The following is a 21,866-nucleotide window of genomic DNA, read 5'->3' on the forward strand; positions in this document are numbered from 1 at the left end:
AGCAGATCATAAGTGATCTGTTTTTCTATTTTGATATAGGTTCCTGTACGGTAGTATGAACTTTTACTTTCTCCAATTTTACAAACCATAGACCAAAGAAAATGATTATCCCACCGATCATTTGTTGTAATGAAATAGATTCATTTGCCCATATAGCTGCAAATAAAACCGCTACAATCGGTGTAATATACATATATACCATCGTATGGGATGCCCCAATTTTTTGAACACCGATATACCACATTACTAAACCAAATACTGTTACAAAGAAAATAGAATATAGTAAAGCAAATAGTGTCATCCCTTTTGTAATGTGAAACGGCATGACAAATACATGTGGACCACTTAATAATAAAAGCGGAATTGCTCCAACTAATGCCGACCATGCAGTAACACGTAGTGCTGAATATTTTTTAATTAATGGCCCTGCTAAAACAGGATAAAGCCCCCAGCATATTGATGTAATCATTCCAATTCCATTCCCGTAAAAAGAACTAGCGAGTGAATGCCCCGCTACTAAAACTAATGCTGCACCCACAAAGGCAATCATAGAACCAATTAACTTCCGAGAAGAAAACTTTTCTTGTTTCAAAAAAACCGCAAATAAAGTTGTAAAAATAGGTGAAATAGAAATGAGTAAAGAGGCATTTGTAGCGGATGTATATTTAACAGTTTCCATAAATAACGTTTGATATAGTACAATACCTACAAAACTAACAACGATTAATCTTGGTATATCTTTTCGCTCCACATAAAGCGACTTTTCAATAAAGAATGTAAGCAATAACAGTAACGGTGCCGCCGCCATCATCCGAATAGCAGTAAACTCAATTGCTGTAAATTCTACAAGCCCATATTTTGCAATGGTATAGTTAATACCCCAAATCATAACGACACTTAAAATTAATAACTCAATTCCCCATCTTCTCATGCGTATCCCCTCCGCAAAGAAAATTATACAGAAAATTCAATCATGTGTACATTTCATTATGTGAAAAAATCTTTTTATTGTATCAAGAGCTTTACTTTGACACATGAAATTATATCGGCGATTTTTTAAGTATATCGACTTATCAACAAAAAACGGCAATAATAACACCTTATGCAATAAAAAAGACGATTCCAAAAACATATTGGAACCGTCTTTTCTTTATTATACTCGAACATGTAACTTCATATTTGGATTATAAAACTGGCTCGGGCTTTTCAACTGAAGAGTTCCTCCACCTTCATGCCAATCAACCGTTAACTTATCATCCATAAATACAAGCTTTGTACGATCGGCGATAAAGCTAAGTGTACTTGATTCAATATCTACATCACGCTCATCTTTTTCAGCTACAGCTACTAAATCAATGATTCCGCTCATAACACAACCGCAACCTTCATTATCGTAAAATAATTTTATATATTTCGCTTCATTTGGAATCGTATCCATAATTTTTTTATATGCTGCTTCTGTTACAGTAACGTACATCTGTTAATGTTCATCCTCTCTTCTCATATCATTCATATATTGTACCACTATTTTTCTAAAACTTTGTATACAGAAAATTAAGACTAATATACAATGTATGTGATAAAGGAGGTTCTATCACTGATGTCTCAACTAAAGCGATATCCTATTTTATTAGGCCTATTAGGTAGCTTTTTTATTTCTAGCGGAATGATATTACAACATATACTTCCCTATTCTCCTTCTATTGGTTGGATTCTAGGTTTTATTTGTTTCCTATCCGCTTCTTATTTTGCCATGAACAATAAAAATAACTAATAGAGTAAGAATTAGTTTAAGGAGGATAACACAACATGCCAGCTTTAAAAGAAATAGAACAATCACTCAATCATATATTCCAAATCGAAAAATACGGTAAAGACATTGCCTTTAGTCGCTTTATCCCTGCTGTATATGATTCTATCCAATTTCCATGGCAACAATTTTTTGAAGCAACTTTTGTAGAGCTATTTAACGGTCTTATGATACGAGGGGCTGAAAATGTAAACAAAGTATTTTTAGCTGTATTCCCTACAGATGACGTTCTTGAAGCCTTCATTTCACAATCGACACCCGGTGATTTACTCTTTATGCATCATCCACTTGTAATGGAGTGCGGTGACCCGCTTGGAAAATCAGGCCGTGGTTTTATTCCCATTCCAGAAAAATATTTGCAGGCGATAAAAGAAAAACAACTTTCTATATATACATGTCACGGACCAATGGATTTTCATCAAACGTATGGAACAAGCATTTCAATCGCAAAAGCACTCCAAGCCAGTGTAATTGACGGATTTGCTTACGGTGGTCCAGAAAGCGAGCCAGTCGGTCTCATTTGTGAAATAGATGAAACATCAACAGAAGCACTCCAAAAACATCTAAAAAAACTCTTCCACATTCCTTACACAGACTTCGAAGGTAAACAACACGATTCCATTAAAAAAATTGCAATTATCGCTGGATGTGGCGATGTCGTATCTTTAATGAACGAAGCAGAAGAAAAAGGTGCTGAAGCATATATTGCAGGAGAAATCCATTGCCATATCGACAATGATTACGGTAGACATAAATACTCGCTCATTATGGATTACGTAAAAACAACGAATATGTCACTCATCGGTGTGTCGCACTCTGCCTCTGAATATTTAGTGAAAGAGACATTGATATATGATTGGTTTAAAGAGAACTTTCGTTTGGATATTACTTTAATTCCGCAGGAGAAATGGTGGTTATAAAAGGACGCTTTAATTAGTGAAGATGGGTACACACACCAATTGATTTTTTACAGAATAAAAAAGGAGATCGCTCTCAAGTAAGTAATCTCCCTTTTTCGAATATTTTATCATTACATCGGCAACATTACCTTTACCGTCGTTCCAACTCCAACTTCACTTTCAAAGCTCATTTTACCGTTGTGGTCTTTAATAATTTTTTCTGTAACTACTAACCCTAAACCTGTGCCCGTTTCTTTCGTTGTGTAAAAAGCTTCATTTAACTTTGGAATTTTATCTTTTGGAATGCCGCACCCCTCATCTTTCACCTGAACGACGATTCCATCTTCTACGGTAACTTTAATCGTAATCGTTCCACCAACTGACATTGCTTCAATCCCATTTTTGATTAAATTAAAAAATACTTGTTTTAATCGTTTTTCGTCGCATGTAATTGACGGTATGTCTTTACTGTAAATACCTTGTATGTGCACCCCTTGTTCTAAAGCAGGCTTACCCATAACCCGAATAACATAAGCGATAATTTCTTGTATGTTATGAGTTTCTGATTCTAGCGATTTAGATTTCTCAAACCCACTAAGTTCTGTAGTAATTGTATGAATTCGTTCTACCTCTTGCTTCATAATATCGCTATAAATCTTATCCTCGGGATGCTTGTTCGCTTGTTTATTCACAAGTTTTTTTAAAGTTGCTAAAGGTCTTCTAATCTTATAGCCAATAACTGTTGCCATTTTTCCAACAGTTGCTAGCTTTTCTGTTTGTTTTATTTCTTTATCCATCATCTCAATCGTACGAATGTAAGACTGGAATCTCAAAAATATAATCCAACATATAATGGAGAATACGCTACATAATGTCATTGGGATTAAAACGAGAGAAGATTGAATAATGATTCCAATAAGAGCGTACCTTCCAACAATTATCCCTATAACTAACCAAAAATATTTTTTACTCACGAAGATTGGTGCAAATAAAATGAAAAATCCTTCTACTATATTTCCACCATCAAACTCAGCATCACTACCAGAATAAATCATAATATTATGGATAAAATCTAATATATTATAGCCAATTAAAATGATATACTTTACCGCAAATGGATTCTTCCATTTCATAAAATATATGCCGATGCAAAACAATATCACCATCCAAAAATAGAGCCATAAACCTAAACCATCTTCGAATTTTCCTACTCCTTCTTGTTCTCCCCCTATTAAAGGTACGATAAATTCATAGGCAAGATCATATACAAAAAATATAATAAAAAATAAGCTTAAAAATACTTTGAGTGCCTTTATTTCTTCATTTTTAAATATATAGCCTTTATTCATATGGTAACTCCTAGCTTTTCTTCCACTTGGATTTCATAATTTCCAAACTTCATTGGAAGAATGATGTCTATTCTTGTTCCAATATCTCTTTCACTTACAATGCATAATTCACCAAGATGCTCGGCAACAATTCGATCCGCTACCGTAAGTCCTAGACCAATTTTATCTTGTTTCGTTGTATAAAAAGCCTCTGTCACATGGGCTAAATTTTCCTTCTTAATACCGTAACCACTATCGATTATACTTATCATCACATAATCTTTCCCTTTATTTTCTAATCGCAAATCTAAAATGCCACCTTGCTCCATTGCCTCCAGAGCATTATTTATGACATATAAAAAAACTCCTCTTATTTTTCGTTCATCACATTCAACTTCCACTGTTTTTTCTTCCACATTAGAAATAAGTTGAACATTTGATTCATTCATTTTTTCGCGAAGAGTTTTTACTGCTTGTAATACAATTTTTCCTACATCATGTTTCTCATAAATAGAAGGTTTACATGTAGCAACTTCCATTAACTCACTTATCATATTATTCATATTTTCTATTTCAAAGATCATTCGTTTATAAATAGGATCATCTTCATGCTTCTCTCGCTGTAATTGTGTAAATCCTTTTAACGAAGCAAGTGGATTTTTAATTTCATGCCCGACTGTCGCTGCCATTTTTCCGATCACTGCTAATTTTTGTGATTCACTAGCAATCTTAATACTTTCCTTTACAGCTGAAAGATATTGTAAAAATCGATTTAAAATGATGTATGCAGCTATTAATAAAAGTGTATACATAATAAGAAACATAAACGCTTTTACTTCCTCTAATACAAATAAATAAATCACATATTTCCCTATAATCGTAGCAAGTAAAAACACAAAATACTTTTTATTTAAAAATATAGGTACAAAGAAAATGAAAATAATTTCTATTATATTTACCCCATCAAATACCGCCTTATTATAAAGAATATACGAAAGTATATTCGCCATTTCTATCCCTATGTATGCAAATAAACATGCATATTTAACAAGGTTTGCTTTCTCTTTTTTTATTAAATATATATTCACGCCGAGTATTGCTGTTCCACAAATAACTTGCCATAGTATGTTATGTCCCTTATCCGTTAGTGATTTATTTTCTAATACGATTGCATAGAAAATTTGATATGCAGTAACAGTAACAAATAGCACCCATAAGAAAATTTTTGCATTCCTTTCTTTTTCTTTATATGATAGAAAACTTTCTTTCACTTTAACACCCCTTCAAAATAATATCTCGAAGAATACCATTTATTATAATAAATGATTTTCATAGACAAACAAAGATAAATCGAACATTTGAGGAAAATCATACCAACAGTGTAATATCTTCAGACTATATGCAAGCATAAAAACTACAATCAATAATACGTATATTATGGGAGGTGTTTTATATGGACGGCAAAAAAATAAAAAGACAGCACAGCTCCAATCCTTTACACGCGAAAATGAAGGAAAGGAGATGACAACAAATACAGGTGTTAAAATTTCAAATGATGAAAACTCTTTAACTGCCAGTGATCGTGGCCCTACCCTTCTGGAAGATTTTCTTATGCGAGAAAAACTTTCTCATTTTGATCGTGAACGAATTCCTGAAAGAGTCGTTCATGCACGAGGATTCGGAGCACATGGCATTTTTGAGTTATATGAATTTTTAGAAGAGCTAACAATGGCACACTTTCTACAAAACCCTTCAAAAACAACACCACTTTTCGTTCGTTTTTCTGAAGTAGCAGGATCAAAAGGAGCCAATGAAACGAATCAAGATGTTAGAGGATTCGCTGTTAAATTTTATACAGAAGAAGGGAATTTCGACTTAGTAGGAAATAACATACCAATTTTCTTCATTCAAGATGGTATTAAATTTCCTGATCTTATTCACGCCCTTAAACCAGAGCCACATAATGAAATTCCACAGGGCCAAACAGCACATGATACTTTTTGGGACTTCATCGCCAATAATCAAGAATCAGCTGCAATGATGATGTGGATTATGTCCGACCGTACAATTCCAAGAAGTTTTCGAATGATGCAAGGATTTGGCGTTCATACATTTCGTTTCGTTAATAAAAATGGAAAGTCGCGATTCGTAAAATTCCACTGGAAGCCAAAGCTCGGCGTTCATTCGTTAATTTGGGATAGAGCATACTAACACATATAAGGGGGATACTTCATGTTTGTTACGGTCGAGAAAGATGTTCATATTTTTGTGCAAGACGTTAATCCCGGTCCCGGTAGTAAAACTGTTTTTTTCGTCCATGGCTGGCCTTTAAATCATCAAATGTATCAATATCAACTCAATGTTTTACCGGAGCACGGCTTTCGCTGCATCGCCATGGATATACGCGGAAATGGGCAATCTGATAAGCCATGGACTGGTTACACGTATGACCGATTAGCTGATGATATTGCAATTGTTCTGGAAGCACTCCAAGTAGAAAATGCTACGTTAGTCGGTTTTTCAGTCGGCGGTGCTCTTTCTATTCGCTATATGTCTCGCTACAATGGGCGTCGTATTTCTAAGCTCGCATTAATTGATGCCGTCTCTCCTTCTTTCGTGAAAAATCAAGAGTCCCCTTACGGTGTACCAAAAGAACAAGCAGATACCCTCATTCATCAAATGTATGTAAATTTACCAAAATTTTTAAGTGATGTATCTTTATCATTTTTCAATAGAAACTTAGGAGCTGCAACCCTTGAATGGTTTTCTTATCTCGGTATGCAGTCCGCTTCCTATGCTCTCATCAAAATTTTGCAAGCAGCTGCAAACGAAGACGTAACGAAAGACTTAAGTAAAATTAACGTTCCAACAAAAATATTCCACGGCGTTCACGACCAACTGATCCCATACAAAAGTGCTGAACTCACGCAAAAACGGATTAAAAATGCTCAACTACATGCTCTTACAAATAGTGGTCACGGCTCTCCAATCGACCAAGCAGATGAATTAAATGCAGAACTTATAAAATTTTTAAATTCATAGTTTCCTTACAGCAAATTCTTTTTTATTAACTATCTTTTTTGTTTATCCAATTAAACCGGCCCATTCGTAAGTAAGAATAACTACGATACGAATGATACATTTTGTTATCTTCTCATCTCCTTTTTTAATTTATCCCATCGAATATCATTACAACTTATTTTTCCGTTAATATAATTTATTTTTCAAAGAAAGTGAAAGTATATGCCCTATAGGTTATTTGTTGAAGTGAATGAAGTTTTTACAAATGAAATTCACACATTTCTCACAAATCAATCAATAAAACGATTACATTTTTGTTTATACTAAATGTACAAGTAATACTCCCTAAACCCAGCTTGTCTGGTTACCCCGTTAAATACTATGAAAAAAGGACTTGTATCCTATACAAGTCCTTTTTTGTTTCCCCTATTTAAAGAGTATATCTTTACTATACTGCTTTCCAGCAAGTAAATCATATTGAATCATTTTATATTGCTCTAACATTTCTTTTTGTTTCTTTGTTAAGTCTTTAATCTCTTCGCCATTTTTATCAACTTTTAATTCATCTCTAAGCACTGGGATTTCTTTATATAATCCCGATAAAAATTGATAAAATGGTGATTTATTTAATCCTGCGTAATCAAAAACAAGATTTGAGAAATACATTGGACTTACTAAACCTAAGTTGTCATTTGGTATATCAAAATTTGCATACATTAACAATGGTGTTTCTGCCATTGATAATCTTTCACTTACAGTTTCTTCATTCTCTATATATCCAGCCTCTTTATAAATAGCCTTATTTGTCCCTAGTACTGGTAAATGATCTCCAAAAAAGACTAATAAAGTAGGTCTTTCTAATTCATTAAGCTGGTCTATTAAATATTTTAAAGCTTCATCGGAGCGCCTTACACCTTCCGTATATATTTCTAATTCTGCCTTCGATGCATCTTCTGTTAATCCATTAACTTCTATTTGATTTTCTTCAAATCGTCCCGGATTATACGGAAAATGATTTTGCATCGTTACGGCATGAATAAATGTAGGCTGTTTTCTCTTATTCAATTCATCTATTATTTCTTTACTCATAGACAAATCACTAACATTGTCCCCAGCTAATTCTTTATGCTTCATCGTATCTTCTGCATTAAAGTTATCAAATCCAAATACATTATATACAGTATCTCGTTTGTAAAATGAGCGATCAAAAGCATGAATTGCACTTGCATAGTATCCTTGTTTTTTCAATTCACTTGCAATAGATGGGATTTCTTTCTGACCTGTAACAGCTTGTTGATACGGTATAGAACCGGGCATTAACAAACTCATTGAATAACTCGTTAGCGCTTCAAATTCGGTATTCGCTGTATTCCCCCCAAATGTAGGAGCTATTGTTTGTCCACCTGGAAAATTCTCAATATAATGATGTAGATTCGGGACTGGATCTTCGCTAAATGAAAGATTCGTTAGTTTTGTAGGGTCCCAAAAAGCCTCGCTCATCAGAAATATAATATTCGGTTTCTCAGCTTTTTTTTGTTCACTCACATTAACACCATATTGTTTCTTTATGTCATTCGCAATTTGAAGCATATTTTCCTTTGAATATTTTTCTGGTTCCTGAATAACTGTCGTATCTAAGTTACTTAAAAATCCTAAAACCAAGCCATTTTGACCATAGTTCATATTTTGATTCCATAAAGGGAAATATACCCCACCCTTTACAAATAACTTATTCACAAATGTATTAGGGTAATTACTAAACGCATATACCATAAACAGAGATGTACATATTAAAACAATTCGCATACCGATATGGATTTTTATAGATTTAATATGCTTTCGAATAGTAAAAACAACAAATGCAAATACAACTATACTAATGATTCCTATTAATATATTTTTCAAACTAAAATAATCCATAACCATTGGTATAACTGACTGCATATGCCCTATTTGTGTAAAGTCAGATGGATATAGCGGCTCTCCTCTGAACATACTCTTGAAGTAATTAACAATCCCTAAAATAATAAAAGAACAACTAGTTAACATTACACTTAGTAAAATTTTCCCAATTGAATTATAAACTAAAATATACACCATATAAATGAGTAAAACGCTGAATAGGCACTGTGTATACTGCAAATAAATCCAGTTATTCACAAGCAAAAAATTCATATATTCTTGTATGAATATATAAATAAAAACTATTAAATGAGCTATTGGCAGCAATAAAATATGAACTCTTATAGCTGGTCTAAGTTTATTGATTATCCCTTTATTCAAATAATCAATAAAAAATAGTATGCTCCATAAAATTATAGTAATTATACTTAACGTGATTCCTTCATTAAAAAATAACTTCGTCTTCTCTAATTCGAAATAGCCTAATGTAATAACAAACAACGTTTCTAAAAAAACAGTCCATATTCCGCTAATAATGAAAGAAAGTAATGGGCTCTTTCTTTCTTGCTGAACAGAAAAATTATAACGAAATTCATTTCTTCTTTGTTGCTGAACTACAAAATCCAAACTCAACTTATTTCCCTCTTTTCTCTTCTTGTTTTCTTCTCTCTATTTCACCCCGCATCAGTAAAAAACATTATACTTATGATCTTCATATCTATTTTTATTATATATATATAACCTTAAATACCCCTTAAAAAATAACATTTTTTCGTACTTTTTACAACAAAATAGATTCTAAAAAGCACAAAAATACTGCATATACAAACTATATTACAAAAGGATTCTATCCTCAAAAAAAGTTAAAATTTACCGTTATTTTAGGAGATATAATCTATTTATTATGCAAATTAAAATCCGAAGCAAAACCTGATCAAACTTGCAGGTTTTGCTTCGGATTTTGATTTCTATTTCTTTATTCCTTACAAACTAAGAGGACAAATCATGATGCCTTTAAGAACGTGTTGAAACATCTACTATAAAAGAGAAACTATCCACATTCTCCATATAATACATACGATTACTATAAATACAAAATCAAAAAAATCTAGTCCCGGACCCTTTTCCATATGCATATGTAGCCACATATGAACCCATTTCATTTTTTATACTTATGAATATTTTTCTGTGTAAATTGATAAATGAGCAGTTGCATGATGTAAAAACCGACTACAAAAATGAATACTAAAATGAGAAATCTAATCACGAAATTCCTTCCTATTTTTGTAGCGCTTTTTCGACGATATGGTTCTTCAAAACCCACTCCTCAAACTGAGCACTTCCAAATTCCCAGCTTAAATCACGAGCATGTACAGAAAAAACGTAATAACCAGCATATTCGTCCATAAACCTTCCTAACTCTACATCGTCTTTCTGAATACCGTATACTCCAAAATTAAAATACACATCCCATACGTCTTCATTCTTCCTCTTATAAGCAATCGATTCCATATCACATTCTGTTCCGAAATAATCAAGATGTAAATGTACGCTGTCATCATATTCGTACTTCATTTTATCACCCCTTATATTTGTACTTCTTTATCACTCAAAAAATTCCTGCTATCTATACTCACATATGGGCACTTACCTACATATCATGCTTGTAGAGTGACTTCTAGGAGGTGTTATATAGTGAAAAAATTAATAGCTGTTTTTTGCATCATGTTACTAACTGTTTTCACTTTTGCTGCTTGTAGTAGTAAAAAAGAAGGGCCAAAAGATCAAACTCAAAACATTCGCGTCGGCGAAGTTACCCATTCTCTTTTCTATGCACCGTTATATGTTGGGATTGAAAAAGGTTTTTTTAAAGATGAAGGACTAAATATTGACCTACAAACAACAGCTGGCGGAGATAAGACGATGACCGCCCTATTATCTGGTGGAATTGATATTGCTCTTGTCGGTTCTGAAACGTCTATTTACGTTCATCAACAAGGAGCAAAAGACCCTGTTATTAACTTCGCACAGCTTACACAAACAGATGGGACATTTTTAGTTTCACGTAAAAAACTAGATTCTTTTAATTGGAATGACGTAAAAGGTGTTACGTTTTTAGGTCAGCGTAAAGGCGGCATGCCGCAAATGGTTGGAGAATACGTTTTAAAGAAAAATGGCATTGATCCTCACAAAGATACGAACTTAATTCAAAACATCGAGTTTGCTAATATTGCAAATGCCTACGCATCTGGTACGGGAGAATTTGTACAGCTCTTTGAACCGACTGCAAGTATATTCGAAAAAGAAGGTAAAGGTTATATCGTCGCTTCGTTCGGAAATGAATCTGGTACTGTTCCTTATACATCGTTCATGGCAAGAGAAAGTTTCTTAAAGAAAGATAAAACTGCTGCTGAAAAGTTCACACGTGCGCTCTATAAAGCGCAGCAATGGGTTGATACACATAGTCCCGAAGAGATCGCTGATGCCGTTTCTCCGTTATTTAAAGACACTTCAAAAGACATTACAGTAAAAGTAATTGAACGGTATAAAAAGCAACATTCTTATGCGACAAATCCGCTATTAGATGCGGAAGAATGGAAACAGCTCCAAACTATCATGAAAGACGCTGGTGAATTACAAAAAGAAGTCCCACATGAAGCGCTCGTCAATACGAAAATTGCCGAAAGCGTTATTAAGAAATAGAGGCGAAGTGTATGAGTTTTTTACAAATACGTAACGTTTCTCACTGCTTTTTCGCAAAAGAGAATGCCAAACTGATTCTCGAAGATATGAGTTTACAAGTGGAAGAAGGAGAATTTATTTCTATACTCGGTCCAAGTGGTTGCGGGAAAACAACGCTTCTCTCGATTATCGCCGGTCTACTTGATCCAATTGAAGGCATCGTATTTTTAGATGGTGAACCAATTACAACAAAAAGTCCATCTATGGGTTATATGCTCCAGCAAGATTACTTGTTTCCGTGGAAAACAATTGAAGAAAATATTATGCTTGGACTTCATATTCGAAAGATTTATGATGAACGAACGAAAGAACATACTTTAAAGCTTTTAAAACAAGTCGGTTTGCATGATGTAGAACAGCAATATCCTCGTGAATTGTCCGGTGGTATGCGTCAACGCGCTGCACTCGTTCGAACATTAGCGACTGATCCAAAAATTTTATTGTTAGATGAACCATTCTCCGCTCTCGATTATCAAACAAAGTTAAAACTAGAGGATCTCGTTTTCACATTATTACGTAACTTTAAAAAAACATCTTTACTCGTGACACATGATATTGAAGAAGCAATTGCGATGAGTGATCGTATTTATTTACTACAAGCGAATCCTGGGAAAATTGCAAAAACGTTCGTCGTCCCAGAAAGTATTCGCTCCTTATCACCGTTAGAATCGCGCCATCACTACGACTTCCCAGCCCTTTTCCAAGACATATGGAAGGAGCTGGAGCGCCTTGGATAATATAAAACAGCTACATGAACAATTTCGAAAGAAAGAACGCAGGCGTGCATGGATTGCTCGCTCGCTACAACTTTTATTGCTCATTCTTTTCTTTGCATTATGGGAAATAGCTAGCAAAAACGAATGGATTGATCCTTTACTCTTTAGCTCTCCGTCGAGTATTTGGGATCTCTTTCTTAGCAAGTGGATTGATGGTTCGCTTTGGATTCACATATGGACGACACTACTTGAAACAGGAGTAGGCTTCATTCTTGGAACAGTACTCGGCGCTATTATTGCCACGTTCCTTTGGTGGATACCACTTTTAGCTCGCGTTCTTGATCCATATCTCGTCGTCCTAAATGCAATGCCCAAAGTCGCACTCGGGCCTATTATCATTGTAATCTTCGGTCCTAATATTTCATCGTCTATTGCAATGGGCGTAATCATTTCCATCATCATTACCATTCTCGTTATTTACAGCGCATTTCAAGAAGTCGATTCTAACTATATAAAAGTAATGGACACATTTGGCGCAAATAAATGGCAATGCTATAAGCAAGTTATACTCCCCTCATCGTTCCCTGCAATTATTTCAACGCTAAAAGTGAACGTTGGATTATCATGGGTCGGTGTTATTTTCGGTGAGCTTCTCGTTTCTAAACAAGGGCTTGGCTACTTAATTAGCTATGGATTCCAAGTCTTTAACTTCACACTCGTCTTACTGAGTGTGCTACTCACATGTGTTCTCGCAACACTGATGTATGTATTTGTAGAAGCATTTGAAAAACTTCTAATCGGAAAACGAAAAAGAAGCTGACTCAAAACGATATGCTAGAGTCAGCTTCTTTCTTTTACCTTTTATCACACATTTTTGTTTCATTTGTAACATTTCCATCGGCAACCGTAACTGTATGGAAACAGTCTTTCACACGTACTGTAACGACATTATCTTTTCGATCTATTACATGATAATCGTTGAACTTTTTATTTAGTGCACTACGAATTTGCTCCCCTTCAAAAATCGGAAAACCGTGAGACATTACCCAAATGAGACCAGCAACAGCAAGAATCGTTTTCATACGTTTCATTACCTCCTCGAGAGTAAACTTATAGTCCCTACAACACGCGCATTATAATTGTGTCTAAATTGTGACATTTTTATACTAATTCTCTTTTATAGCACTAGTTCCTTCTTCTTTTTTAAAAAAGACAGAATTTTCAACTTTCTCAACATAAAAAACGTAAAGAACTAAAATTCTTCACGTTTTCTCTTGGCTAAAATATATCGGATACATAGCTCCCATTCATGTCCAATTGGTTACTCTATCGTTTTCGAAACATCATATAATCCAGCTAACACTTCCGCTCTCATTTTTACAAGCTCAGGGAACTGATAGAAAAACGCAATTTTTTTATATTTTAACTCCGTTCCTTCTTTCACCTTTTTTGAATCTTGTAAAATAAACGCTGTAAATGTATCTGCAATGTCTTCTGCTACATTTGTCGTCCCGTAAAGAGAAACAAACTCATTTTGTTTCTCTTTAAAAAATTCAATTTGAGCTTCTTCGCTTTCTTCCACTTTCTTTTCTGTCCACTCCTGCTCAATTGGTTTCCAGAACAAATTGTGGAATTGATTTATATAAGAGCTCTCCTTCGCACATCCTTCTTGCAAGAAAAGAGATTTACATTTATTTTGGTATGATGAAATATCTTTTTCTTCTTCAAAAGCCTTTAAGTATTTTTCATTTACTGATATTTGTTTATGCCCGAGTGTTAATACGTGTGCTGTCTCATGTATTAATGTTTTCATCACTTGATCAATATTTACTGCAGAATCAAGCGTATCTAAACTAAGGGTCCACTCTTTCGGATACTCTACATTCGGCATAACGTGGGCGACAATTCCATCGTAACCATCTGTTACCATGTCAAACTCTTTTATGTCAGTGCGATACTTAGCTGGAATAAGAGTGCTATACATCTCCCATAATGATTGATGATACGCTTTATCTTGACGTTGTTTTAGTATCTCTTCTTTCGCTTCTTTATCTTCTGCGAACGCCTTATTCAATCGTTTCCGATCTAGTTTATCGAAATACGGATCTACAATTTCATCACCATCAATATAATAAGAAGCTAAAAAGAAATAATTTTCATCATCCTCTTTTTTCATTTCCGCTTCTTTCATATCATTACTTGAATTTCCTTCTAAAACATAATCCTCTAGTACTTCAAGTTCTGAAAGTCCATCTATTTTTTTATATACTTTTTGAAGCGTCTTATCACCTATTTGTGCACATTCTTCTGTCGTTTTGCACACATCTTTTTTCTCTCTTTTTGAAGTTTGCTCCGACATATCACATCCAGCTACTAAGCCCGTTGAAATCATAAAACACACTAACTTGCCATACAGTTTTTTCATACGCCCCTCCATTATTCCATTCTACAAAAATATCATAATCATTTTTTAACGAATATGCGATAATTAATTATAAAAACTGTATGGAGGTTTCCCATGATTCGAGCAGTCTTATTTGACTTAGATGGAACACTATTAGATCGTCGCCAATCTCTAGAGCAATTTATTCGTGATCAATATAATCGTTTCGCCTTTCATTTGATAAACATAGAAAAATTCGAGTATTGCTCTCGTTTTCTCGAGCTCGATAATAATGGTTACACGTGGAAAGATAAGGTATATTCCACTCTCCTTTGCGAATACAACATTACCACTTTAACGCCAGAGCAACTGTTGCACGACTACATTACAAACTTCCGACATCATTGTATTCCTTTCCCAAACATGCATGAACTACTTCAACAATTAAAACAGCGAAACATTAAAATTGGTATAATTACAAACGGCTTTACTGAATTTCAAATGAGCAACCTTCGAGCATTAAACATACATACGTATACAAATACAATTCTCGTTTCAGAAGCGGAAGGAATCAAAAAACCTCATCCTGAAATTTTCGAACGTGCTTTACAAAAGCTGAATGTAAAAGCCGAAGAATGTCTTTACGTTGGAGATCATCCAGAAAACGACGCGCTCGGTTCTGAACAAGTAGGAATTCTTGGCGTTTGGAAGAGAGATTTATTTTGGGGTGACTTCGAGCATTCACGTGTGATAGATGATTTATTAGATGTTCTTTCATTTTTAGAGGTAGAGATAAAAACAAGATAATAGTAAATAAATTATATAAGCGATTTACCGTCAAAAAGAGGAGGCCGTTATTTAAAAACACCTCCTCTTCCTTAAATTATGTAAAGATATATTTACATTCTCGAACAAAAAAAGAAACCGGCCATTTTACTTCGTAAAACAGCCGATTTCTTCTATATGTTTCATCGTACGCGCTAATACATCGTCGCGCATAATAAAGCTAAATTTTCTATCAGTTTTAATGTTATCAGGAATGTCTTTTAATAAAACAGACCCTTTCGTTTCTTCGTAATGCGTATGTTCTTCTACCGCACTAATTGTTGCAAAATAAATGTTTTTAATGATTATTTTGTCTTTTCCAGATACTTTATATTGTCCTAAGTAAGTTAAATCCGAAACTATGCCGCCGGTTTCTTCATGAACTTCTCGAACCGCCGCTTCTTCCGGTGTTTCCCCTAGTTCTACTTTACCACCTGGAAATTCAAGACCGCGACGTAAATGATGCGTTAATAACCATTGATCCCCGTACCGGCATACAACCCAAACATGCTTTGGCTCAGGAGAAAATGGATAACGTTCAAACGATAATTGTACAGTGTTGTGGTAATAATCTTTAAATTTGTACATGCCATTACTCCCCTATTGATGGTTACAAGTTTTTCCTACCACAAATTGTAGCATATTCTCGCTTTTCTGCATAATATTATCCAATTACAATCCATTGATTATTCCCATTTGTGCGACTAATTCTTTCGTCTCATGATTTCCTAATTCGTAAATCATTTTATATGCTTTTTGTAGTTGTTCATCATATCGATCATTATTTGAATCGTGATGATATTCAACAAATGGAACGTGAGACCGTACAAATGAACCTAAATCCTCTACATATGCTTGATCAAAGTACGCTCTTAACTCCGTAATTTCCTCATCATTTGCGTAAACTTCAAAATTGTACGTATCTGCCGTCTTCACTTGTGAAATTTGACCATTACCTATTGATATATAATATGTTTTTTTCTTCTCCATTTAACACCCTTCTTTCATCCTTTTAGTTTCTATTGTTTTCATCAATTACAAAATTATGTAAAATAAAGAAAAGGAGGGATTTCATGTTCAAAATATTAATTATCGGTATCATAATCGTCCTAGTCATACTAGTACTCTCCGTCATGACGATTAATAAAGGCTATGCATACAAACATTCCGTTGATAAACCAGAAGATAATCCTTATACAAAAAATAATAAGGAGGATTCATAATCTGCTTCGTGTACTTCGCATTGCAATCGCACTCACTGTGATCATAATGTCGATAATCGGGCTCTATACAGGTCAAAATAACTTTCTACCACTTTCACAATTTTTATTAGGAGCTCTCCTGTTCCTCATTGCAATGGAACAAATAAAAAAGAAGGATTCAGGAACAGGATTCATTTGTATTGTTGCCGGTACTTTCATTTGGATTGTTCTTATCATTAGCTATATAAAATAAAGGGGATACATGTATGCTAAAAGGATTGCGAATTACTTTTTCACTTATTGCTTTATGTATAGCAATCTATAGTTTCTTTACTAGTAATAGAGAAATTATGCCTTATATGTTCATCTTTTTAGGGATGATGGCTTTCGTTATTAGTATAGAGGAAATCTTAAAACAGCAAAAAGGTGGTAGTATACTTGCTCTGTTAGCAGGAGCTGGTGCTTTATTTCTTGGCTTCTCAGAAATATTTCGATAAATAGTCTCTTTAAAGGAGGTATACAATGCTAACTGGATTACGCTATTTTTTCATGCTTCTCACACTCTCTCTTTGCACTTATTCTCTTGCTACCGACAACTTCACACTTCTCCCATACATGCAATTTGCTCTCAGTTGTTTCTTTATTCTTCTAGGAATTAATGAACTGAAATCCGGAAGAAAATCAATGGGTATCTCGCATTTTTTCGTTTCTAGTCTTATGCTCTTCATTGTAATATCGAACTACTTTCACTAAAGATAACATGTAATTTCCAATCACCTACTGCCTTTCATTTCTTAAAAATGCTCATAAGTGAAACTCGTTGTTTTTCTATACAACCTTTACTTTTCTCTTTTACAAATAAAAAAACTGCCTTTTCACAGGCAGTTTTTCTTTATCCAAATACTTTTTCAAGTTCGTCTTTATCTTGGCTTAACCAGAAGTTCATTAAGCGTTGTGCTCCTTCTAAATCGTGAAGCTTCGCTTGGCCACATTGTGTTTCGTTTGCAGCTGGAATTTCTGTAATTTGAACCGCATCTTTTAATGTTAGTTCTAATAAATCAATGATTTCACGAACTGTTGGTGTTCCGCTTACAACAAGATAATATCCTGTTTGACAACCCATTGGTGAAATATCGATAATATCAAAATGCGGATAACGATCAATATATTTACGTAAATTAAATGCTAATAAATGCTCTAACGTATGAATAACATCTGGTTTCATTGCTTGTTTATTCGGTTGGCAAAAACGAATATCGAATTTATTTACAATACCGTCACTACCTACGTTATGAACTCCGCAATGTCTTACATAAGGTGCCTTTACAATCGTATGATCTAATTCAAAGCTTTCTACTGATGGCATACAACATCTCTCCCGCTTTTAATTTAATTCCGTTATATCCAATATGATATAACGGAAATTCACATTAGTAAAGTATTATGTACAGTCGTGCTATAATACTTTAAGAATATGCTGAAAAGGAGACCATTATGAAACAGATTTTCATTGGAATTATACGCTTTTATCAAAAATTCATTTCTCCGGTGACGCCGCCAACGTGCCGCTTTTATCCGACTTGTTCTCATTACGGATTAGAGGCGTTTCAAAAACATGGCGCACTCAAAGGCTTTTGGCTTACTTGTACGCGTATATTAAAATGTCACCCTTTCCACCCGGGAGGATTTGATCCTGTCCCAGATAAAAAGGATGACAAAGTAAATTCTTAATTGTCGTAACCATTCACAACTAAATCTAATTTTCCTGTATCAGGATCTATAACAAGACCGTGAACAGGTACTTCTTCCGGAAGTAACGGATGATTGCGAAGTATTGATACACTATGTTCTACACTTTCTTCAACACTAGAGAACCCTTGTAGGAATCTTTCTAAATCGATTCCAGAATAACGGAGTGTATCTAATTTCTCATCTGTTACACCGCGCTCTTTCATCTTCTCAATTGTACTGCTTGCTTGAATTTTTGCCATACCACAATCATGGTGACCAACTACACAAACTTCATCGGCACCAAGTTCGTATACAGCAACTAAAATACTACGCATAATACTTCCGAATGGATGGGAGATAACAGCGCCTGCTACTTTAATAATTTTCACATCACCGTTACGCATATTCATCGCTTTCGGTAATAATTCAACAAGACGAGTATCCATACAAGAGATAATTACCATTTTTTTATTTGGAAATTTTCCTGTTTCATACTCTTCGTATTTTTTCTCTTCAACAAATTTTTCATTGTATTGTAAAATCTCTTCTAATGACTTCATAGTACAGAACCCTCTTTTCTCTCATTTACATTACATATGTAGTGTACCAAAATTTGAAAAACTCAAAAAGGATATTGCATTATAGTAAAAATAAGATATTTTCAGATAACCGACATAATTCTTTCAAAATATACACACACCTTTGTAACAAGTCACACATACTTTAAACGTATTTTCACTATAAACTGATTGTAGATAATGTAAAAAAGGAGTGAATATTTATTATGTCCGACGTTCTGTTACTAAGTCGTTTTCAATTTGCAATTACTATTTTTTATCACTTTTTATTTGTACCTTTAACAATCGGACTTGTTATTTTAGTAGCATGTATGGAAACTCAATACGCCCGCACATTGAATCCAACATACCGCAAAATGGCAAATTTCTGGGGTAAATTATTTACAATTAACTTCGTAATGGGGATTATAACCGGGATTACGATGGAATTCCAGTTTGGAACAAACTGGTCTGAGTACTCCAAATATATGGGAGATATTTTCGGATCCCCTCTCGCAATCGAAGCACTCGTTGCCTTCTTCTTAGAATCTACGTTCATGGGAATATGGTTATTCGGTAAAGACAAAATTTCACCAAAGTTCCGTGCCTTCTGTATGTGGATGGTTGCACTTGGAACAAATATTTCCGCACTTTGGATTATTACAGCAAACGGCTTTATGCAAAATCCTGTTGGCTATGTAGTACGTAACGGCCGCGCTGAATTAAATGATTTCTGGGCACTTGTTACAAATCCATATGCTTGGAACATGTTCTTCCATACTGTAATTAGTTGTTATGTCGTTGGTGCTTTCTTCGTTATGGCCATTAGTGCCTATCACTTGCTACGTAAAAATGAAGTGGAATTCTTCAAAAAATCATTTAAGTTTGGTTTAATGTTAGGCTTATTCGCCGCAACTATTACACCGTTTATGGGACATCAATCTGGTGTATCGGCAGCTAAATATCAACCTGCTAAAGGAGCTGCGATGGAAGCAGTTTGGGAAACTGGAAAAGGACAAGGTTTCTCAATCATTCAAATTCCTGATGTGAAAAATGAAAAGAACTTTGAACTACTTACAATTCCAAAACTCGGAAGTTTCTTCTATACAAACTCATTTGATGGAGAAATTGTTGGTTTAAAAGATATTCCGAAAGAAGATCGTCCAAACGTTAACCTCGTGTACTATAGCTTCCGCTTAATGGTCGCACTTGGCATGTTCTTTATGGCATTAACTTGGTTCGGCTTCTATTTAAACCGAAAAGGAAAACTAGAAAACTCAAAACGTTATTTAAAAATTACAATGTGGTCTGTCTTACTTCCGTACATTGCGATTAACGCTGGCTGGATTGTCGCTGAAGTAGGTCGTCAACCATGGACAGTTTATAAACTCATGCGTACAGCAGAATCTGTATCACCTATATCAGTTCCACAAATTTGGTTCTCATTAATTAGTTTAATATTGTTCTACACTTTACTTTTAATTGCAGACGTATACTTAATGCTGAAGTTCGCAAAAAAAGGACCATCTGCATTAGAAGAGCCTGCTACTGAAGGAGGTACAGCTCATGTCTCATGATATGCTTGCAATCATCTGGTTCGGTTTATGGGGCGTAATTTGGACAGTTTACTTCATTCTTGATGGCTACGCACTCGGTAACGGAATGATTTTCCCATTCGTTGCGAAAGACCGACAAGAACGAAATCAATTACAAGAAGCAATTGGACCATTTTGGGGTGGTAATGAAGTATGGTTAATTACAGCTGGTGGCGCAACATTTGCTGCCTTTCCAATCACATATGCAAATATGTTTAGTTACCTATACACACCACTATTTTTAGTATTACTTGCACTATTTGCTCGTGCTGCTGGACTTGAATTTATGCATAAAGATGATTCACCAATTTGGCAAAAAACTTGTAAATGGGCATTTACAATTGGTAGTTTCCTAATCGCTTTTTTATTCGGTGTTACATTCGCTAACCTATATTACGGACTACAAATCGGAAAAAATGGCTATGAAGGAAATCTACTTAGCTTACTAAACCATTACGGTATTTTAGGTGGTCTGTTCTTCACTGCTATATTCGTCGTATCTGGTGCTCTTTGGGTTATGATTAAAACGACTGGTGAAGTATCCGATCGTGCTTATAAAATCGCAAGACCATTTTCAATGGCAGCTGCTATCATTTTAGCTATCTTCTATGTAGCAACTGCAAATCGCACAAACTTATTCCAAAACTTTACGGAATATCCGGTACTATTTATTCTTCCAGTACTTGTAATGTTAATGAGTGTACTCGCACTTATTATGGTGTACAAACATAAAATCGGCCTTGCCTTTACATTTGTTTGCTTAACAATCGCAATGTTTATGACAACTGGCTTTGCAGGTATGTTCCCAAGAATGTTACCTTCTCGCATTAACGACGCCTATAGTACAACGTTATACAACGCAGCTGGTAGCCAATTAAACTTAAAAATTATGTTCTTCGTTGCAATAGTTATGGTACCAATTGTTATTGGCTATCAACTTTGGAGCTACAGTATTTTTAAAAATAAAATCCATAAAGACTCTGCTAAAGGATATCACTAAGATAAAAAAGACACTTCGTTTGAAGTGTCTTTTTTACGTATGATTTTCGATAAAGTGAAACTATAATCAGTGGGGATTTTGTTCATCCCCACTGATTATTAGCCCACACCAATCGGACATTTCCGGGCAGTTGATTCCCTACCTAAATACTCAGC

General features: G+C 34.6%; 24 protein-coding genes and 2 pseudogenes. 13 read left to right on the forward strand and 13 right to left on the reverse strand.

From position 1 onward, the window contains the following. Positions 1-25: 25 nt before the first annotated feature. On the reverse strand, positions 26-931 hold the full coding sequence (locus tag JDS98_RS10660; protein ID WP_001255426.1) for a DMT family transporter: 906 nt from the start codon (positions 929-931) through the stop codon (positions 26-28). 222 nt (positions 932-1,153) lie between these two features. Then, positions 1,154-1,477: an iron-sulfur cluster biosynthesis family protein gene (locus JDS98_RS10665; RefSeq protein ID WP_000289564.1), complete on the reverse strand. Its 324-nt coding sequence runs from the start codon at positions 1,475-1,477 to the stop codon at positions 1,154-1,156. Positions 1,478-1,809: 332 nt separating this feature from the next. Between JDS98_RS10665 and JDS98_RS10670 the strand changes: the two genes are divergently transcribed. Next, positions 1,810-2,730, forward strand: a complete 921-nt coding sequence (locus JDS98_RS10670; RefSeq protein ID WP_199633878.1) for a Nif3-like dinuclear metal center hexameric protein — start codon at positions 1,810-1,812, stop codon at positions 2,728-2,730. Positions 2,731-2,840: 110 nt separating this feature from the next. Here JDS98_RS10670 and JDS98_RS10675 read toward each other — a convergent pair whose 3' ends face one another. Then, positions 2,841-4,058, reverse strand: coding sequence for an ATP-binding protein (locus tag JDS98_RS10675; RefSeq protein ID WP_098911433.1), 1,218 nt, complete (start codon positions 4,056-4,058; stop codon positions 2,841-2,843). Continuing rightward, positions 4,055-5,308 carry an ATP-binding protein gene (locus JDS98_RS10680; RefSeq protein ID WP_199633879.1) on the reverse strand — a complete coding sequence of 418 codons (1,254 nt, stop codon included), beginning with the start codon at positions 5,306-5,308 and terminating at the stop codon, positions 4,055-4,057. The genes JDS98_RS10675 and JDS98_RS10680 overlap by 4 nt, the downstream gene beginning before the upstream one ends. 166 nt (positions 5,309-5,474) lie before the next feature. On the opposite strand from JDS98_RS10680, the pseudogene JDS98_RS10685 reads away from it, so the two are divergent. Next, positions 5,475-6,242, forward strand: a pseudogene (locus JDS98_RS10685) (catalase); the annotation flags it as partial. A gap of 27 nt (positions 6,243-6,269) precedes the next feature. After that, positions 6,270-7,079: an alpha/beta fold hydrolase gene (locus tag JDS98_RS10690; RefSeq protein ID WP_000498281.1), complete on the forward strand. Its 810-nt coding sequence runs from the start codon at positions 6,270-6,272 to the stop codon at positions 7,077-7,079. Between the two features lie 405 nt (positions 7,080-7,484). Here the strand turns inward: JDS98_RS10690 and JDS98_RS10695 are convergent, their stop codons facing one another. The 3 genes and pseudogenes from JDS98_RS10695 to JDS98_RS10705 all read right to left on the reverse strand — a co-directional run bounded on the left by JDS98_RS10695 (position 7,485) and on the right by JDS98_RS10705 (position 10,535). Further along, on the reverse strand, positions 7,485-9,593 hold the full coding sequence (locus tag JDS98_RS10695; protein WP_000050731.1) for an LTA synthase family protein: 2,109 nt from the start codon (positions 9,591-9,593) through the stop codon (positions 7,485-7,487). Between the two features lie 404 nt (positions 9,594-9,997). Beyond that, positions 9,998-10,227, reverse strand: a pseudogene (locus tag JDS98_RS30585) (hypothetical protein). A gap of 11 nt (positions 10,228-10,238) precedes the next feature. Further along, positions 10,239-10,535 carry a DUF3986 family protein gene (locus JDS98_RS10705; protein WP_000873108.1) on the reverse strand — a complete coding sequence of 99 codons (297 nt, stop codon included), beginning with the start codon at positions 10,533-10,535 and terminating at the stop codon, positions 10,239-10,241. A 120-nt stretch (positions 10,536-10,655) separates the two neighbouring features. On the opposite strand from JDS98_RS10705, the gene JDS98_RS10710 reads away from it, so the two are divergent. The 3 genes from JDS98_RS10710 to JDS98_RS10720 are packed head-to-tail and all read left to right on the forward strand — an operon-like array spanning position 10,656 to position 13,238. Beyond that, complete coding sequence (locus JDS98_RS10710) at positions 10,656-11,663, forward strand: ABC transporter substrate-binding protein (protein WP_000733218.1); 1,008 nt, start codon at positions 10,656-10,658, stop codon at positions 11,661-11,663. Between the two features lie 11 nt (positions 11,664-11,674). After that, positions 11,675-12,439: an ABC transporter ATP-binding protein gene (locus tag JDS98_RS10715; RefSeq protein WP_000009038.1), complete on the forward strand. Its 765-nt coding sequence runs from the start codon at positions 11,675-11,677 to the stop codon at positions 12,437-12,439. Further along, the gene (locus JDS98_RS10720; RefSeq protein ID WP_000368773.1) at positions 12,432-13,238 is read left to right on the forward strand and encodes an ABC transporter permease; all 807 of its coding nucleotides are present in this window, start codon (positions 12,432-12,434) and stop codon (positions 13,236-13,238) included. Before JDS98_RS10715 ends, JDS98_RS10720 begins: the two co-directional genes overlap by 8 nt. Before the next feature lie 34 nt (positions 13,239-13,272). On the opposite strand, the gene JDS98_RS10725 is transcribed toward JDS98_RS10720, so the two are convergent. Together JDS98_RS10725 and JDS98_RS10730 are read right to left on the reverse strand one after the other, a co-directional pair. Continuing rightward, positions 13,273-13,500, reverse strand: coding sequence for a hypothetical protein (locus tag JDS98_RS10725; RefSeq protein WP_000849116.1), 228 nt, complete (start codon positions 13,498-13,500; stop codon positions 13,273-13,275). A gap of 239 nt (positions 13,501-13,739) precedes the next feature. Next, positions 13,740-14,843 (reverse strand): hypothetical protein, encoded by a 1,104-nt coding sequence (locus tag JDS98_RS10730; protein WP_087970516.1) that lies wholly within the window; start codon positions 14,841-14,843, stop codon positions 13,740-13,742. Between the two features lie 93 nt (positions 14,844-14,936). Between JDS98_RS10730 and JDS98_RS10735 the strand changes: the two genes are divergently transcribed. Further along, positions 14,937-15,608 carry an HAD family hydrolase gene (locus tag JDS98_RS10735; protein WP_000617323.1) on the forward strand — a complete coding sequence of 224 codons (672 nt, stop codon included), beginning with the start codon at positions 14,937-14,939 and terminating at the stop codon, positions 15,606-15,608. Positions 15,609-15,734: 126 nt separating this feature from the next. Here the strand turns inward: JDS98_RS10735 and mutTA are convergent, their stop codons facing one another. Both mutTA and JDS98_RS10745 read right to left on the reverse strand, forming a co-directional pair. After that, a complete protein-coding gene (mutTA, locus tag JDS98_RS10740) occupies positions 15,735-16,214 on the reverse strand; it encodes an antimutator 8-oxo-(dGTP/GTP)ase (protein ID WP_000276384.1) in 480 nt (159 codons plus the stop codon). A gap of 84 nt (positions 16,215-16,298) precedes the next feature. Continuing rightward, complete coding sequence (locus tag JDS98_RS10745) at positions 16,299-16,616, reverse strand: hypothetical protein (protein ID WP_000412304.1); 318 nt, start codon at positions 16,614-16,616, stop codon at positions 16,299-16,301. A gap of 83 nt (positions 16,617-16,699) precedes the next feature. Here JDS98_RS10745 and ytzI point away from each other — a divergent pair, with 83 nt between their 5' ends. From ytzI to JDS98_RS10760, 3 genes are read left to right on the forward strand one after another with little or no spacing between them, the layout of a single operon-like run. Next, the gene (ytzI, locus tag JDS98_RS10750; protein ID WP_000472801.1) at positions 16,700-16,849 is read left to right on the forward strand and encodes a YtzI protein; all 150 of its coding nucleotides are present in this window, start codon (positions 16,700-16,702) and stop codon (positions 16,847-16,849) included. 1 nt (position 16,850) lies between these two features. Then, on the forward strand, positions 16,851-17,081 hold the full coding sequence (locus tag JDS98_RS10755) for a DUF3953 domain-containing protein (RefSeq protein ID WP_098911460.1): 231 nt from the start codon (positions 16,851-16,853) through the stop codon (positions 17,079-17,081). A 13-nt stretch (positions 17,082-17,094) separates the two neighbouring features. Next, positions 17,095-17,325 carry a DUF3953 domain-containing protein gene (locus JDS98_RS10760; protein WP_000911975.1) on the forward strand — a complete coding sequence of 77 codons (231 nt, stop codon included), beginning with the start codon at positions 17,095-17,097 and terminating at the stop codon, positions 17,323-17,325. 395 nt (positions 17,326-17,720) lie between these two features. On the opposite strand, the gene luxS is transcribed toward JDS98_RS10760, so the two are convergent. Next, the gene (gene luxS, locus JDS98_RS10765; protein ID WP_001141371.1) at positions 17,721-18,194 is read right to left on the reverse strand and encodes an S-ribosylhomocysteine lyase LuxS; all 474 of its coding nucleotides are present in this window, start codon (positions 18,192-18,194) and stop codon (positions 17,721-17,723) included. A gap of 128 nt (positions 18,195-18,322) precedes the next feature. Between luxS and yidD the strand changes: the two genes are divergently transcribed. Next, on the forward strand, positions 18,323-18,559 hold the full coding sequence (gene yidD, locus JDS98_RS10770; RefSeq protein ID WP_000809336.1) for a membrane protein insertion efficiency factor YidD: 237 nt from the start codon (positions 18,323-18,325) through the stop codon (positions 18,557-18,559). On the opposite strand, the gene JDS98_RS10775 is transcribed toward yidD, so the two are convergent. Continuing rightward, a complete protein-coding gene (locus JDS98_RS10775) occupies positions 18,556-19,119 on the reverse strand; it encodes a beta-class carbonic anhydrase (RefSeq protein ID WP_000838170.1) in 564 nt (187 codons plus the stop codon). The two genes, yidD and JDS98_RS10775, sit on opposite strands and share 4 nt — an antisense overlap. Before the next feature lie 224 nt (positions 19,120-19,343). Here JDS98_RS10775 and cydA point away from each other — a divergent pair, with 224 nt between their 5' ends. Next, entirely contained in the window at positions 19,344-20,693 is a 1,350-nt protein-coding gene (cydA, locus tag JDS98_RS10780) for a cytochrome ubiquinol oxidase subunit I (RefSeq protein ID WP_199633880.1), read from the forward strand. Next, positions 20,683-21,711 carry a cytochrome d ubiquinol oxidase subunit II gene (gene cydB / locus JDS98_RS10785; protein WP_199633881.1) on the forward strand — a complete coding sequence of 343 codons (1,029 nt, stop codon included), beginning with the start codon at positions 20,683-20,685 and terminating at the stop codon, positions 21,709-21,711. Before cydA ends, cydB begins: the two co-directional genes overlap by 11 nt. Positions 21,712-21,866 lie beyond the last annotated feature (155 nt).

The organism is Bacillus cereus group sp. N11, assembly GCF_016483605.1.
Classification (GTDB): domain Bacteria; phylum Bacillota; class Bacilli; order Bacillales; family Bacillaceae_G; genus Bacillus_A; species Bacillus_A toyonensis.